The organism is Agromyces sp. P1_H4 (assembly GCF_056405255.1).
In genome coordinates, this window is the sequence record NZ_JBFUCL010000032.1 from 1 (window position 1) to 18,051 (window position 18,051).

An 18,051-nucleotide genomic window follows, 5' to 3' on the forward strand; every position below is an offset into this window, starting at 1 on the left:
CCCAGTAACCCTGCCGGGCGTCGACGACCACGTTCCTGCGACGGGGGTGAAGGCAGCGGATGCCCCGTCGAATGCCTCGGTGCGGTCGACCGTGATCGCGGGCGAGATCACGGTGAGCGCGATGTTGTCGAACCAGCCGCGCGCCTGCTGCGAGCCGAACCCGACGAGCCCCTTGTTGAGCGCGACCGAGTCGCCGTCGACGAGGCGCGGTGCGAACGTGTAGCTGAACGCGTTGCCGCCGTCGATCGTGACGGTGACGATGAGCCCGTTCACCACGACGTTGAGGTCGTAGTACTTGCCCGAGCGCACGCCGCCGGGCACCACGCCCTGCGCGTCGACCCACCACCCGCTCGCGTTCCGGTGCCCGATGACCATCTTGTTGATCGACTCGTCGATGCCCGCGAACTTGAAGTCGAACGGCCCGAAGTAGTCGAAGACGATGTAGGCGTTCGCCTTCCAGCCGCCGGTGGCCTTGTCCATGGAGATCTTCGCCGACAGCTCGAAGTAGACGCTCTTGTAGGCGTCCGAGTACCAGACGGCGACGGCGTCGTTCGTGACGCCCGCCGCCGTCACCTTGAGCACGCCGCCCTGCACCGAGAACGCGCCGGAGTCGGTGGCGAAGCCCTGGGTGGTGCCGTCGTTGAAGTCGGCACCACGCAGGGTGTCGCGGCGTCCGCCCGGGATGTTGCCGGCTTGCGGATCGGTGGGCCCGCCGGTCTGCGTCTGCCACTGTCCGTGGTCGTGCTGGGTGATGAGCCCGAGCTCGCCGTAGGGCTCGCCGTTGCGGGCCGGGTCCTCGCCGGTGTCGGTCGCGCGCGTCGGGTCCGCGCCCTGGCTGCGCGAGAGGGCGTAGAGGAAGAGCGGCAGCTGCGGCTCGACCTGGCGGCTCACGGTGGCGATGCCGAACGGCGCGAACGGCACGAGGTAGGTGTTGAACTCGCCCACCCAGTCGATCAGGCGGTCGCCGCCGGTGTTGCCGATGAGGATGTCGAGGCCGGCGCCGCCGTAGACGCGGTCCTGGTAGCTGGAGTTCACTCCGTCGGGAACGTCGTTCAGGCCGCCGTTCGTGGTGAGCACGTCGTCGGCGTTGGAGAGGTCGTTGCCCCAGCCCGGCCAGAGCGTGTCCTGACCGGTGCCGCCGACCGACCAGTCGTTGCCGAGGTCGCCGAACAGCACGTCGTCGCCGTCGGAGGGCTGGTTCGAGATCTGCGCGGTGCAGGTGCCTTGGTTGTCGACCGCCACGCACGCGGTCACCCAGTTCCCCGAGAGCGCCTCGTTGTTGAGGAAGAACGGACGGTTCCACGGGGCGGTTCCGCCCTTCCACACGGTGCCGTCGCCGTTGAAGAGGATGACCCGCCGCGGGTCGTACTCGTCGTAGAGGAGGAACTCCCCGAGGCGGATCTCGTTGTGGTTGTTCGAGTGCCACGCGTTCGTGTCGGCGCCGAAGTGCAGCACGTCGCCCGGGTTCCACGGGTGCGCGAAGTCGAGGTACTCGAGTCCGATCGGGTCGCCGATCGGCGAGAAGTGCTGAGCGTAGCCCGAGGTGCCGCCGATGCCGATCGCCTCGGCGCCCGAGATCGCGTCGTCGCCGGCGCCGCCGTGGATCCAGTCGCCGCCCCAGCCGCCGAAGATGATGTCGTCGGAGTTGTTCGCGTCGAACGTGGGCTGGTTCGCGACCTGGTGCTGGCTCATGTTCTCGTTCGGGCCGAGGTTGTAGACGGTGAGGTCAGCCGCCTTCACGAGCTGTCCGGCCACATTGATCGTCGCGGTCTGCACCTGTCCGGGGGTGTAGATGAACTCGCCCAGCACGTCGCCCTGGCTCGTCTTCGTGTCGGGGTCGACCGTGCGGAACTTCAGGATCCCGTAGAGCGGCTCGGCGACCTCGTTGCAGACGGACGAGGAGGCGACGGAGCATCCGGTGTTGCGGCTCGTGAAGATGCGGCCGTCGTCGCCGAGGATGCCGTCGGATCCCGTGCCGCCCGAGATCCAGTCGTTGCCCCAGCCGCCGATGAGGTCGTCGTTCTGGGCGTCGCCGTAGATGACGTCGTGGTCGGCGCCGGTGTAGACCGTGTCGTCGCCGGTCTCGCCGTGCACCTCGTCGCGGCCGCCGATCTGCGTGAGCTTCCACGAGCCGGTGGCGGTGTCGAGGATCGAGGAGCACGTCGGCTGCGTCGCCGAGCCGTTGCAGTCGGCGCCGATCGGGAGGCCGAAGTTCTGCGGCATGAAGTCGGGGCCGCCGACCGTGTAGTCGAGCAGGTGCACACCCCGCACCACGAGCCGCTGGGCGCCGCCGACGTCGTAGTTGAAGGTCACGTGGTTCGGCTGGCCCGCTTGCGTCTGGCCGGTGCCCGACGGGTTCACGTCGACGTGGTTGATGCCGACGATGCGGATGATGCGGCCGTTGTCGGCGACGATGGTGTCGGCGTCGCGGGCGTCCATGTCGGCCGGCAGGGTGTTGTCGGCGAGGAGGCCGCCGTCGAGGCCGGGCACGCTCGGCGTGCCCGAGACCTGGTTGTCGATGCCGATCTGCGTGCCCGCGCCACCGAAGATGAGGTCGGCGCCACGGTCGTCCTTCGGCCCGTACCAGGCGCCGGGGGTCGGCAGTCCGTCGGGACGCAGGTCGGCGCTGATGAGGCTGAAGAAGTCGCTCGAGCCGCCGACGATGTCGTCCTGCCCGAGGTTGCCGAAGATGCGGTCGTTCCCGGCGTTGCCCTCGAGGTAGTCCTCGCCGTCGGTGAGCGCCTCGAACGAGGGCACGACCACGAGCACGCCGGTGTAGTCGCAGACCATCGCGCCGACGGCTCCCACGCAGCCGAGGGGCGTGCGGCTCGCACCGACGTGCCACGTGACCGTCGAGTCATCCGTCATCCTGGCGAAGGCGCTGTCGATGCCGCCGTCGCCCTGGATCGTGTCGTTGCCGAGCTGGCCGAAGACCACGTCATGCGCCTGCCCGCCTGCGAGGTAGTCGTTGCCGAAGCTGCCCGCGCCCGAGGTGCCCTCATCGAACGCGAACGTGTGGAAGAGGTTCGTGACGTCGTACTCGGCCCACCACGGCGCCCCGTCGGGGTCGCGGTAGGCACGGGGGGTGCCGTCGACGAGCAGGAGGCCCGAGTTGTCCTCGCCCACCACGCCGCCGCAGGCGTTCACCCGGTCGGTGCGGCTGTAGAGGAGCGTGCCGCAGAGGGTCTGGAAGTGCGGGCTGGTCCAGTCGCCAGGCGTCCGCACGAAGATGACGTTGTCGCCGAAGACGAGGTCGTCGGCCTCGTCGCCGTCGACCGAGTCGTGCCCGGCGCCGCCGACGAGCACGTCGCGCCCGAGGCCGCCGAAGATGGTGTCGTCGGAGCCGCGCTGCAGGTTGCGGCTCTCGATCGAGCTGATCGTCGAGGTCGCGGTGGTCTGGATGCGCTGCAGGCGCGGGTCGGGAAGGTTCGGGTCGGCCGTGTTGTAGGCGGCCGAGCCGTTCTGCACGATCGCGCCGTGGTCGCCGAAGACGATGTCGTCGTAGGCCGACTCGGGTCCGCCGGCGACCGTGCCGACACCCTCGCCGAAGAGCAGGTCGCGACCGGCGACGAGGAGGTCGTCGCGTACCGGCGACGGGTACGGCTGGATGGTGGTGCCGTTGTTCAGGAACCCCGCGCCAGTGACGGAGGGCTTCGGCGAACGGTCGGTGACCGCGATGTCGAGCGCCCGCGTGAAGAGGTTCACGTTCATGCCCGAGTCGCCGTAGATGTGGTCGACGCCGCGGAGGCCGCGGATCTCGTCGTCGCCCGAGCCGCCCGCGAGGTGGTCGCCCGCCTGGCTGCCGATGATGAGGTCGTCGCCGAGTCCGCCGTAGGCCGAGAAGCCGACGGTCGGCAGGTTGTTCCCGGCGCGGTGGGCGAAGAGCCCGGATGCGTCGATGATGTCGTTGCCCGCGTTGTCGTAGGGGTGCGCGAGTCCGAGCATCCACTCGTCGTCCTCGTTCTCGGCGTCGGGGATGTGCGTGAACGGGTCGAACGGCTTCGGGCCGAACTCCATGCCGAGCACGTCGGAGGGGTGGCCCGAATACCAGACACCGTCCTGCGAGGTGTCGCCGTAGACGACGAGCGGCGAGTTCGGGCCGCCCGTCTGCTCGAGGTCGCACGCGACGCCGTCGATCGGGTTCACGAGGTTGCAGACGGTGATGATGTCGCCGCCGATGCCGAGCCCGCCGTCGCGCAACGGGTCGTACCCGGTGACGGTGAACAGCGGCGCGTTCCAGACCGCGACCCCCGCGGCGTTCAGCGACACCGTCGGCTGGAGGGCGACGTTCGCGAAGGTCATCTTCTTGCCGTCGGCCGAGATCGCCGTGATCGTGTAGACGCCTGGCAGGCCGGAGACGCGCACCTGCATGCCGAGCTTGAAGCCATCGGTGAGGAAGGAGCCGCCGTCGGTGCGGAGGAGATGGTCGGTGTGCACCTGGATCGGCGCGGTGACCGTGACCTCCACGGGCTTCGCCACGTGCACCGTCGTCGCGACCGTACCGAGCGGGCCGGCGTAGACCGGGCCGGAGAGGTACATGACCGCGCCCTCGCCGCAGTGCGGGAACGGGTCGGCGTAGGGGCACGGCGCGTTGCCGAAGCCGAGGATCAGGCGCGTGAAGCTCTCGCCGGCGAGCTGGATGTGCTGCGGGCCGGTGCCGTAGGGGTTGCCGACGACGTAGCCGCTGCCCGCGAGGAACGGCGTGAGTCCCCACGGCAAGCCGTCGAGCCGGGTGAGCACGAGCGCCGTGCCGGCCGGGGCGCCGGCGCCGGGCAGCGAGCGCACCATCGCGAACGAGTTCTGCATGGGCGAGTTGCCGCCGCCGTGCACCGCGGTGATGCCGCCGTGCGGGCCGGGCACGAACACGGTCGGCGAACCGGCCACGGGGGCCGCGATGACGTCGCCGCGCTGCAGGGTGAGGGTCCTGCCGTCGGCGGAGATCGCCATGAGCCGCCATTGGCCGGTGAGGCCCTGGATCATGACGAGCTGGCCCACGACGAACCCGTCGGCGATCCAGCTCCCGGTGGAGCGGGTGACCGTGCCGCCGTCGCCCGAGATGTTGGGTGTGATCACGACGGGGGTCGTCGTCGTCACCGGGACATCCGTGCCGATGATCGTACGCAGCGCCGTGCCGGTCGCCGCCGTTCCGCTGAGCAGCTTGAGGTACATGACCGTGTTGTCGGTCGTGTCGCCCGGGTCGTCGTCGCCGAAGCCGACGACCCTCCAGAGGCCGGTCATGCCGCTGATCGTCACGGGCATGCCGACGAGGAAACCCTGCGCCTTCCAGTCGAACGGCGTCTGCCTGCTGAGGCGATGCGTCGAGCCGAATTGACCCGCGGATGCCCCGAGCACGACGGTGCCCGTGAGCTTGACCGCGTCGTCGGGCTGCAGCGTGCCCTGGATGTCGAACCGGTCGTTGCCGACGCCGAGCATCAGGTTGAAGATCTCGATCGAGCTCTTCGCGCCGTTCGTCACGAAGTGGCCGTCGACGAATTGCACGGTGCCGTAGCTGATGCCGCCGGGGAAGACCTGCGGTTCACCGAAGGTCTGACCCTCGGCACCGCCGTACGCCGGCCCGAAGTCGAGGTCCTTCGCCATGCCGAAGCCCGTCAGCGAGGTGCTGTTCATGACCCCGCGGCCGTGCGCCTGGCTCGAGTCGTTGTAGATGTTCAGCATGTCGATCTGCTTGGTCTCGGGCGCCTGCGTCGCGATCGCGAACAGCGGGCCGTCCTGCTCGCCGGGCAGCTTCAGTCCGAGCTCGAGCGAACGGTCGGCGCCCGTGACACCGCCCTCGACGGCGAGCGGGCCGCGCAGCTTCGAGACGAGGTGCGTCGACGACGGGAAAATCTTCACGCCCTGGCGTTGCAGCGGCTGGCTGTACGCGACATCCGCTGCGAGTTCGATGAACTTCTCGGCGGCGAAGTCGTTGCCGGCGGCGGTGAACGTGACGACCGCGGCGATGCGCACGACGCTGAACTGGCCGCCCGAGAGGAATGCCGCGAGGGAGTCGCCCGAGAGACCGAAGGCCCGCAGCTCGAGCTTCTCGTCGTGGCCGGCATTGTCGCCGCGGATGACCGCGATCTTCGCCCGGATGCACGTGGCGCCCTGGCAGATCTGCACCCACTGGCCCTCGAGGAAGCCGTCGGCGAGCCAGCTGCCCGAGAGCGGCCGCACGAGGCGCCAGGCGCCGCCGACGAACTCGGTCGTCGCCGTGCCGTCCCAGATGCCCGAGCGGGTGAGGAGGTTGATGCTCGCGCCGGTGCCCGAGCCGCAGCCCGCGACCGACGCGTTCAGCACGAGGCTCTTGCCGTCGGCCGGCACGCTCACGATCGTGTAGACGGTGACGCCGCAGGAGGAGATGCGGATGCGCTGGCCGGCGACGAAGCCCTCGTCGACGAAGCTGCCGAGGTCACTGCCGTTCGCCCGGGTCACGGTGTTGCCCGCGAAGCCGAGGTTGCCGAGGAAGCGGCGGCTCGGGATGTCGCCGCCGACGACCTGGTAGCCGGCGGGGGTGACGGCGACGCCGCCGACCGAGACCACGTCGACGAGGCCGTCGGTGATGAGGGCGATCGTCACGGTGCCGTTCGGCGCCTTCGTGAGGCGGATGGTGTAGCCATCGGTGCCGCCGGGGATCGTGCAGGCCTCGTTGCCGCACTTGATGATGACGGTGTCGGTGCCGGTCGGGATCGACACAACATTCGGGGTCTCGTCGTCGTAGACGAGCACGTCGGTGCGCTGCGGGCCGCTGCGGAGGTTCGGGAACGGGTAGGCGGCTGCGGCGGCCGGAAGGGTGAGCAGGGTGTCGAGCTGGTAGTTGATGACCGCCGTGAGCGGGTCGCCCGGGTCGGAGTTGTTGCGGGCGTGCACGATGATGCGAAGCGGCACGTTCCAGTTCGTCGAGTCGAAGCTCACGGCGTAGTAGGTGCCGCCGTTGCCGTCGGAGAACTGCTGCCACCGAGCTGCGGGCACCGCCGAGAAGTCGAGCGTGATGAGGCGCTGGCTGTCGGCGTCCATCCAGATGCGCACCCAGATCGTGTCGCCGACGGCCGGCTTCTTCGCGAGCGAGAGCAGGATGTCGTCGGTGCGCTCGGTCGCGGCGCTGCCCTCGATGACGATCGTGCGTCCGTCGACCGTGCTGCCGCCCGGCGTCACCGGCACCGCGTAGACACCCGGGGTGTCGTTGTCGTAGACGAGCGCGTTCACCTGGCGCACGGCCGCGCCGTTGAACCGGAGGTCCTGGCTGATGACGGAGTGCTGGATGACCACGACGCGGTCGCCCTCGGCGCGGGGGTCGTCGACCGCCCACAGGTAGACGCGCTGCGGGGTCTTCCAGTTGTCGCCGACGGTGGTGAAGGTGAGCACGACCGCCCGGCCGTTCTCGTCGACCACGACGCCGTTCACGATCTTGTGCCGCTGGAACTCGCTGAACTCGTCGCACTGGCTGTCGGCGGTGCCGATGCAGAGCCAGACCGTGTCGCCGATGCCGTCGGCGAGCGGGGCGGGGTTGAGGTCGGCGCCGTTCGCCTCCTGCGACGGCGACCACGCCGCCGAGACGGTCACGTAGACGTTCGCGGTGGGCTTCACGGCGAGCTCGACGGTGTAGGAGTCGTAGCTCCTGATGACCTCGGTGCCCAGCGCACCCTCGCGCACCGCGGTGCCGCCGGTGTGCTCGCGGATGACGACGATGCCGCCCTCGCCGGTGGCCACGTTGTAGGGCACGCCGTCGGTCGGCAGGCCGTCGTAGCCGGGGTCGTTCGGCGCCGTGACGATGTGGTCGACCGCGCCCGAGAGCCCCTCGAGCTCGCGCGTCACGATGTCGGCGGTGACGTCGCCCGTGACGCTGATGAGGTCGGAGCCGAGGCCGCCGATGACGCGGTAGGCCACCCCGTACGCGGTGGACTGCACGAAGAACTGGTCGTCGCCCTCGAGCCCGTCGATCTCGACGATCTCGACGGTCGTGTACTTCACGTTCAGGCCGCCGCCGTAGATGGCCTTGTCGGTGATGGCGAAGTCGTCGGCGAACTCGGTGCCGAGGATGACGAGCTTGTCGAAGCCGGTGCCGCCGTCGACGTTGACCGGGGCGTTGACGTTGTACTGCACCTCGTCTTCGCCGCCGCCGGCGCGGATGTCGAGCGGGCGCGAGGTCGAGAAGCCGAGGCCGATCACGGGCACCGCGACGCCRTTCGCGTTTAGCGGGATGACGTCGTCCTCCCACATCGTGTTGTCGAGGTCGATGTTCGAGCCCACGAGGTGGGTGAAAGTGAGGTGCGCGTCGGCGTTGTTGCAGACGTTGTCGTTGTTGTTGTCGAAGCGGATATAGCCGCCCGCGAGCACGCACTTGCCGTCGTCGGCTCCATCGGCGGCATCCATCGGGAAGACGCCGTTCGCCGGACGGTAGTCGACGTCGCTGAGCCCGCAGCCGGCGATGTTGTCGGCGTTCGTGTCGCAGACCGCGGCGATCGCGAAGGCCCGCACGACGAACAGGTCGTTGTGGTCGTCGCCGTTGAGCTGGATCTCCGCCTGGTTCGAGTAGACCGTGAACCGGTCGTTGCCTGTGCCGCCCGTGGCGAGCAGYGGCGCGTGGGTGCCCGGGCTCAGCCAGCCGCGCGTCGTGGGCACGAGCGAGGGGAAGGTGTCGGCCGGCAGGAGCGCACCGCCATCGGGAGCCGACTGCCCGTCGCGCTGGGTGCCGAAGATCTGCCCGATCTGGAACGTGTCGTTGCCCGCACCGCCGTCGAGGGTGATCGTCGCCGTCGTGTCGTCGACGTAGAAGGCGTCGTTGCCGCCCTGCCCGAAGACCGAGATGCGGCCGTTGATCGCGGTGTCGTAGTTGATGCGCTGCACGAGGGCGCTCGGCTCGTTGCCGGCGATGCGGTCGCGGTAGCTGCCGATGCCGCCGTCGGCCGCCCCGCTGCCGGCCAGGAGCGCGATGAACGCCGGGCTGTTCGCGATCTCGGTGGGAGTGAGGCATCCGCTCGGCACGCCCGCGCTCAGCGCGAACGGGCTCTCGTTGTCGATGCACTTCAGCGCCCGCAGCAGGAAGATGTCGTCGGCCGCGGCGTTCGTGGTCGTGCCCGGCAGGTACCCGTTGTAGGTAGCGGCGAGGTTGTCGTAGCCGTAGATCGCGAGCTCGTCGATACCCGCGTCGGGTGCGCCCGTGTCGAGCACGTTGATGACGTAGTTGCGGATGTTGCCGTGGCTGCCGTTCGTGTAGACGGCGTAGTAGTCGCTCTCGCCCTGGCCGTCGAGGTTCAGGGTGTGGCCGGCGCCGGTGCCCGTCTGCAGTCCGGTCGGGCTCGTCACGACGTTCATCGACTGGAGGTACCAGACCGTGATGCGGTCTTCGCCGTCGGCGGTGCCCGAGGCGAGCGTCGCGTTGCCGTGGATCGTCGTCTTCGAGCCGAAGAAGATGTACCCCGGGTCGCCCAGCTGCTCCTTGTTGAGCGCCGCGTTCGTCGTCTGCGCCAGGTCGAGGCCGCTCGGGTCGCCGAGGTCGATCAGGTCGACGTCGCCGCCGCCCCAGACGTTGGTCTGGCGGCCGGCCACCGGGTTCGCGGCCGACGGTGCGCAGGTGCCAAGCGGGTAGCCGGAGGTGCCGCCGAGCGTGACCACGCAGTCGGCGATGATGCGACCGCGGAGGATCATCGTGGTGCCGTGCTCGGGGTCGGGCACGGCGAGCGTGCCGTTCGTGTCGAGGTTGCCGAAGTCGCCGCGGAGATCGATCGAGAGGTCGGCGAGGATCTGCGAGTTCTGGTGCAGCGTGATGTCGTCGCCGACGCGCAGCTCGACGCTCCCCTGCTCGGCGAACACCGTGCCGTTCGGGATGTCGCGCAGGTGGTCTGGGGTGTTGCCCGGCACCGTCGAGTTGTCCTCGGCGAAGTTCGCGCTGCCGTTGCGGATCAGGTAGAGGTCCTCGTCGAGCTCGGCCGACTCGCGCACCGTGATCCGGATGTTCCCCGCGGTCGCGTGGGCGAAGAGCAGGCGCAGGTAGCCGTCGGTCTCAGTGAGCCAGATGCCGGCGGATGCCTCGAGCGCGACGTCGTCGGCGATCGCGGCGAGACCCGCATCCGAGGTGCCGTTCGGGTTGTTCGCGCAGTTCACGTTGGTGCACGCGAACGGCGAGTCGACGAGGGAGTCGATCTCGAGGTCGTTCGCCGCGGTCCCGATCGAGCCGCCGTGGGCGTCGATGTCGATCGTCTGGCCGATGACATCGGCGGCCGCGTCGTTCTGCGCGTCGAGGATCGAGCCGGCGCGGCTGCGGAGCGACACGTTGCCGGTCGAGAGCGAGTCGTCGCCCTCGGTGTGCACGATGCCGATCTGCAGGTCGCCGGCGACCTGGTCGATGAAGATGCCGAAGGTCTTGTCGTCGTCGGCCGCCGTGTCGTAGGCGTCGAGCTCGCCGAGCGGCCCGCCGACGGCGTTGACCTGGATCTCGAGGAAGTTGTCGGGAAGCCCGATCCCGCCGATGCCCGAGACGCTCCCCGGCTGGCCGAGGAGGTTGTCGCCGGCGAAGAGGGTGATGTTGCGGCCCGTCACGTCGACGCCGTTCGGCGTGCCGGCCGCGCAGTCGAGGTCGTAGGCGTCGACGCAGGTGCGGTCGTCGTCGGTGTCGAGGATGCCGGCGTCGAGCTCGGCGTCGAGGATCTTGCGCGGCGACCGGAGCGTGACATCCGCGTCGATGACCGCTTGACCGCACGCGGTCGCGACGGCGCCGGTGCAGAGCCCGGTCGCGTGGATGTGGCCGACCCGCAGGTCGCCCTTGCCGCTCTGCTCGACGACGACGAGGCTGCCGTTCGTGAGCACGTCGATCTTGCCCGAGCCGTCGGTGACGCCGTGGCTCGCCGACGTCTCATCGTCGGTCCATGTGGCATCCACGTCGGTGTAGGCGGTGACCGTGAGCTCGGTGGCGGCCGACGGGTGGAAGATCGCGATGTTGTGCCCGGCGCGGATGTCGCTGAAGGTGTAGTTCGACTTCCGCGGGCTGAGGTCGGTGCCGAAGGCGACGAGCACGACCTGGCCGCCCACGATCACGGGGGCGTCGACACCGCCGGAGCATCCGGGGCCGTCGGGACGGAAGAAGCAGGTGGTCGGCACATTCTCGAGCACTGGGCCGCCGGGCAGGTTGTCGGGCGTGAAGATCTGCACGTTCACGTCGCCGACGACGGCCGGGGCGATGCCCTCGGCGCTGTCGCGGAGGATGACGACCGCGTCGTGACCGGCCTTGATCGAGCTGATGGCCGGGTTCAGCGCTGCGGTGTTCGCGGAGAGCGAGTCGCGGCGGATCGTGGTCACGTCGAGGAAGAGGTCGACGCCCGCCTCTGCGTCGAGGTGGATGAGCTTGAGTGTCGCGGGAACGCCGACCTCGCCCGTGTGCGTGATCTGGACGAGCACCAGGGTGATGGGCTGGGCCACCGTGCCGATGGAGCCGAGCTCCGAATCGAGGGTGACGCGGTTGGCGTAGAAGGTCTCGGATCCGGCATCCGCGCCCCGGAGGATGGAGCCGCGGTCGTTCGTGATGCGCAGGGAACCGATGGTGTTGACGATGTCGCCGTCGATCGTGAGGGTGAAGCCGGTCGTCGCTGCCTCGCGGAGGCTCTCGATCACCACGTCGGTCGCGGGGAAGATGTGCTCGACCTTCCAGAACCAGAGCGTGGACGGGGGCGCGTGCGGGCCGTTGTCGACCGACACGTTGATGGTCGCCTCGGGCGTCGTGGTCAGGTGCGAGTTCAGCGTGTTGATCGACTGGCTCGGCGTGCCGGCCGTGCCCTTGATGAAGATCGCCTTGTCGGAGGAGTTGCGGATGAGCAGCGTGTTCCAGGTCTCCTGCATGAAGAACATGCCCTGCGTGCCATGGATGACCCCGTTGCACGAGCTCGTGCAGCCGGCCGGGTGGTTCGCCTCGAAGAGCGCCTCGGGCTGCTCGTCGTAGAGGATCGGGTCGATCCAGATGGTGCCGCCGCCGATGGTGTCGCCGATGCYGAGGGCCGGCCCGAACTCCGTCGACCGTACGGTGACGTTGTCGGTCTTCGCGATGATCGTGCCGCTCGCGTCGACGATGAGGATCGGGTTCGGCTCGCCGAGCAGGTAGACCGTCGACTCCCACAGGATGTCGCGGATCGGCGCGTAGCCGAGGGTCGCATCGGCGCTGCCGAAGTCGAACAGGCCGCCCGAGCGGTGCGCGTGCACGTAGAGCTTCGAGAAGTACTGGTAGGCCGCAACGTGGAGGCCCGAGGTGCGCAGCACGGACTCGTCGGCGCCGACGACGGAGGAGGTCGTGCTGACGCTCACGTCGGCGCGGGCGTCGGTGTCGCCGCCGCCGCAGCCGCAGTTCGCGTTCGCGTCGGCCTGCAGGTTCAAGTTCTCGTGCGCGGCGCGGATGAAGATGTCGGCGCCCTCGACCGACGCGCCCGTCAGCAGGCTGACCGTCGCCGTGCTGTTGAGCTTCACGTACGCTCCGGCGTCGGAGTCGGCGCCGAGCGCGTAGGCGTCGGCGGTGGACCGCGCGATGCCGCGTGCCTCGAGCAGCGAGCCCTGGATGTCGCCGTTCGCGCCGTTCACCGTGTACTGGCGGCCGACGGCGGCCGAGAGCTGGATGTCGCCGCCGAGGATGCTCCCCGTGCCGGCCACGGTCGTCGAGACGGATGCCGCGTGGTCATGGCCGACCTGCACGCCCTGGCCCGAGTCGTCGTTGGCGTCGGCGTTCGTGCCGAGCCCGCCCGAACCCGAGGAGGCGTTCGCCGTGGCGTCGAATCCGGCGGCGGCATCGACGAGCACCGTGCGGTTGGCGAAGATGTCGCCCGCGACATGGGTCGCGACGTTGAAGCCGAGTTCGAGGTCGATGTCGGTGTCGGCGCCCGAGATGAGGCCGCCGGTGCGGTTCACGCCCTCGCCGTTCGCGGTGATGAACCCGACGGCCGTGATCTCGACATCGCTCGAGGAGAAGATCGAGGCACCGTCGGCGAGGGTGACCGTGACGGTGTTCACGACGTCGGCGTTGGCGTTCGCGGCGCCGAACCCGACGAACCCGCCGCCCTTGGCCACCGAGCTCACCGCGGCGTTCGCGTACGAGGTGCCGTTGAGCCTCACTGAGCCGCCGCGGAGGAGGCCGCCCTGCACGTCCACCGTGACGGTGGGCCGCACGTCGACCTCGGAGAAGACGTCCTTGAAGTCGAAGCCGCCGCCGCCGATGCCCGTCGAGGTCGCGCTCGGCACGCCGTTCACCGTGCCGCTGAGGTCGGCGAGCAGGGCGCCCGGGCCGCCGACGCCGATKAGCACGTGCGGGGCGCCGACGAGCGCGCCGCCCGGCAGGTCGAGGTACAGCTGCTGGGTGCCGGTGCCGCCCGAGACGGTCGCGATGCCCTCGTCGACCAGGCGGTGGCTGCCGAGCTTGTCGACGAGCCCGGTCTGCACGGTGCCGGCGGCGTCGAGGAGCTGGAACTGCGTGCCGCTCAGCACGTCGATGAAGTACATGTTCCCTTCGACCAGGCCGATCGACTCGTGGCCGACGCGGCGCAGCCGGTGGTCGGCCTTGAGCCCGGCGACGGAGGTGTCGGGGACGAGCGCGATGATCTGGATGTTCGTGCTGCACGGGGTGTTGTTGTCGGCGTTGTTCGGTCCGCCGGGAGTCGGGTCGTAGGTGCCGATGCCCGCGTGGCAGGCCGAGTCGGCGAGGCGGATCATGTGGTCGCCGGCCCCGAAGCCGCTGATGTTCTCGAGCACGATCCACACGTGCTGGCCGTTGAAGAGGCCGCCGATCGCCGGGCCGCCCGTGACCGTGTAGATCCACTCGGAGTCGTCGATCGCGCCGTGGCTCGGGGCGTAGATCGTGTTCCAGGAGGCGGTGTGGCTGATCGCGCCCGAGCTCTGGTCGAGCTTGCCCGCCCCGTCGGTGTGGATGTCGACGAGGCTCGACTTGAAGTCGATGGTCGCGGGCGCGTGGTAGACGACGGCGCGTCCGTCGAGGCCGGCGGTGCTGCCGACGGTGAAGATGCTGCCCCCGGTGACGTCGGGGTCCACGAGCGAGACGACGGTGCTGCCCGCCTGCGTGAGCGGCGTCGTCGAGAGGCGCAGGTCGAACTCGTTCACCGCGTAGACGTAGTAGGCGTTGCCGCACGTGAGGCCGCTGACCGGCAGGGTGCCGAGTGCGCCGCCGCCGTTGCAGCTGTAGACGACCTTGTCGCCGGTGCGCAGGTTGTGCCCGCCCGGGAAGTGGAGGGTGGCGGTGGCGACCGAGACGATGCCCGCCGCGTTGAACTGCACCCCGAGGCGCAGGGTGTTGTCGTCGACCTTGATGACGCCGTAGGTGCGGCCGTCGCCGAGCCCCGCGATCGCGTTCGGGTTCGGGATCGTGCCGTCCTCGACATCGGGGTCGGTGGATGCCGGTGCGCTGTAGGTGATCGTGCTGCCGGTGTCGATGCCGTGCGGGAGGGCGAAGCAGATGGTGTCGGCGCCGTTGCAGTTGATGGCGAGGATCGTGCCGTCGGAGAGGGTGGCGAGCGCGGCGCCGTGGCGCGCGGTGAGCGAGAGCAGTCCGCCGGCCTGTGCGAACCCGCCGGTGACGGTGGCCGAGACGGTCGGCTTGTCGACCGACTTCGCGGTGAAGCCCGCGGTGATCGAGATGAGCCCGCCGGTGGTCGCGTTCGCGAAGGAGTCGGCGTCGGTCAGCGACTGGGCGAGCACCGTGAGGGTCTGCGTGGCGGTGACCTCGCCGCCGCCGAGCCGCGCCGACACGGTGGGCGCGGTGTTCGCCTCGGCCGTGGAGGCGTTCACGGCGAGGATGCCGACCGAGAAGCTGTCGACGCTCGAGTTGGTGGCGTCGTTGCCGATGGCCTTGACCTCGATGACGAGGGCGCCCGCGTCGCCGACCTTGCCGGCGGCGGGATCGACGTGGGTGGAGCCGACGTCGCCGTCGAGCTCGGCCTTCGTGACCGCGTTGTCGATCGCGGTGGGCGAGACGGTGCTGATGCTCACGCCGCCGAACGCGACGCCTCCCGAGACGGCGGTCGCGCGGTTCAGCGCGTGGGCGTACAGGGTGAGCTTCTGGGTGACGCCCGAGATCTCGGCCGGGTCGCCGACGAGGGCGGCGGTGATCGTGGCGTTCGTGATCTTCGCGGTGGCCTCGCCGCCGTTCACCCCGGCGAGGCCGGCGGCGACGGCGGTGAGCTTCGCGGACACGGTGTTCGTGCCGTCGGCCTCGATCGTGACGTTCCTGGCCGCCGTGATGGTGCCGTCCCAGCGAGCGGTGGTCGGTGCGGCGATCGTGGCGATGGGGGCGCCGACCGCGATGCCCGCGAAGGCGCCGATGGTCATGACGTTCGAGACCGCGGTGGCCGAGTTCACCGACGTGGCGATGAACGAGACGTCGGCACCGGATGCCGCGATCGAACCGGCTCCCGTCGCCGAGACGGGCGAGGTGACCTCGGCGTGGGCGATGCCGACCGCGAGGCTCGCGAGCGCCACGGCGGCGGTGAGCACCCGCGCCTCGGCGGTGTTGTGCGCGTTCGCCGTCACCTGTACGAGGCCGGCACTCGTGATGGCGCCGTTCATGCTCGCGCGCACCTCGTTGTCGACGTCGGCGAGGGCGATCATGGCCTTCAGGTCGATGAGCCCACCCGACACGGCGTCGACGATGCTCTTGGCGAGGTTGCCGTCGCCGTGGGTCTTCGCGGTCACGCGGATGGTGCCGGTCGACGAGAGCGTGCCGCTCGAGACGAGTGCCCGGATCCACGCGTCGCCGGTGATCTCGGTGCTGGCCCAGGCGCCGCTGATGCCGATGAGGGCGATGGCGCCCATGAACGTGTCGGCGGTGGCCCGGTTCTCGGCATCGGCCTCGACGGTGATGCTCGAGGCGGTGAGCACGTTCCCGGCGATCTCGGCGAGGGTGTGGCCCGAGAGCACCGCGAACACGACCTGGATCTGCACGCTGACACCGCCACCACCACCGCCCGGGGCGACGACCGCCGCCTCGTTGTCGGCCGTCGCGCGCACGATGACCGCGCCGGTCGTCGTGGTCGCCCCGCGGAGCACGGCCTCGAGGTTGCGCGAGGAGTTCGCCCGGGCGACGGTGACGCCGAGCGCGAACGCCCCGATCGTGACGTTCAGGGTCTTCACCGTGACGTGGCGGTCACCGTCGGCGGTGATCGAGACGCCGCCGCTGCCGATGGTGCCGACGGGGGCCGCCGAGGCCGCCGCGGTGCCCGAGAGGTCGACGAAGGTGATGACGCCGCCGATGCCGATCGCGCCGCCGGCGAGTGAGATGGCGAGGGCGTCGATCGTGACGTGGTCGGTGACCTTCGCGACGTAGCGGCCGACGGTGCCGGCGCCGCCCACGGCGACGGTTCCGGTGAGGGTCTCGGCCCGGTTGTCGCCGGCCACGCTGACGTAGGCGATCGCGAAGCCGACCGCCCCGGCGCCGACGGCCACGCCGATCGAGTAGACGTTGAGCGTGCGGTTCGCGCTCGACTCCACGAGGATGCCGAGTCCGGCCCGTCGCAGCTCCGCTCCGCCCTCGATGTGCGCCCGCTGGGTGCCCGTGTCCTTGATCACGGCGACCTGGCCGCCGATGCCGACGAAGCCGCCACCTGCCGCGAGCCCGAAGGCCAGCGAGTCCTCGACCATGATCGCGCGAACGCTGATCTCGTCGGACCCGCCGCCGCCGGCCGTGATGACCGCGGTCGAGCCGATCGAGGCATCCGTGCGGCTGCGGATGTTGAGCACGAGCACCGAGCCGCCGCCGCCGACGAAGCCGCCGCCGATGGCGCCCGCGATGCCGAGCACCTGCAGGTCGTCGATCGCCCAGACCCGCACCGAGTGGCCCGCCGTCACGAGTCCGTCGATGCTCGCCGTGGTGCCGTCGCTCGGCGGGGTGCCGAGGGCGCTCGCGGTGAGGCCGTTCGTCGGGGCTGCCCCGGCGATGCCCGAGGAGGCGCCCGCCATGGCGGCCGAGACGCGGTCGTTGGTCTTCTCCTCGCCGTCGACCATGATCCACTCGCTCGGCGTGGCCTCGGGGTTCGCGTCGACCGTCGTGGCGTGCACCTTCGCGCGGTACTTGTGGCCGTTGAAGGTCACGTACGAGTTCGCGTCGTCCATGTCGTACGAGGTCGCGGCGTTCCACGCGGCGTACGTGCGGGTGCTGGTGGTGCCGCCGAGGGCGTCCTTGTAGCCGCCGTCGCCCTTCGCGATGTCGTCGGCCTCGTCGGTGTTGTCCTTGGCGGTGGGCGCGGCATCCGTCTCGCCCTGCCACTGGCCGTCGGTGCCCGGCGTGCTCGTCGCGTGCTCCTGCGTCGCCGCCCAGCGCTTGCCGCCGGAGGTGACCACGTCGCCCTTGCGGTAGAAGAGGTTCACGTCGCCCGCGGTGGCGGCCGAGAACTCGCCGCGGAACGGCCCGCCGTCGGCCTGGTGGTAGGTGCCCGACTGCTGGGTGCCGATCGCCCAGATCGAGAGCGAGATCGCGAGACCCACCGCGCCGCCGGCGATGCTCACGGCGATCGAGCTGACGTCCTTGATCGAGAGGGCGAACACCTCGACGTCGTCGTTGGCCTTCACCGTCGCGCCCGAGCCGATCGAGGCCTGCACGCTCGTGTCGGCGATGCCGATGTCGATGCCGCCCGCGACGCCGACGAAGCCACCGGCCGCGCCGCCCGCGATGGTGAGGGACTTGAAGCGGTCGACCGCCGAGACGTTGACGCTCTGCGATGCGGATGCCCCGGAGTCGAGGTTCACCTGCGAGCCGCCGCCGATGAACGCCTTCACGACGACGTGGAGCAGGGTGACGGCGATGCCGCCGGCGACACCGACGAAGCCGCCGCCGATCGCGGGCACGAGCCCGAAGATGTCTTCCGAGGAGTAGGCCTGCACCGCGACGCCGTGGAACGGGGCGCCCGCGCCGTAGCGGCCGAAGCCGTTGCCGACGATGGTGCCGCTGTAGACGTCGGGCAGCCCCGAGCCGGTGGCGAGCGCGTCGACGACGGAGCCGGCACCGAGGAAGGCCTGCGTGTTCTTGTCGAGGAGGGCGATGCCGACCGCGGCGCCGACGCCGACGAGCCCTCCGGC

General features: G+C 70.1%; 1 protein-coding gene. It reads right to left on the bottom strand.

The annotated features are described in order from the left end of the window. A partial coding sequence (locus AC1DY2_RS03880) for a hypothetical protein (RefSeq protein WP_476761206.1) occupies positions 1–18,051 on the bottom strand: 18,051 nt, incomplete at both ends.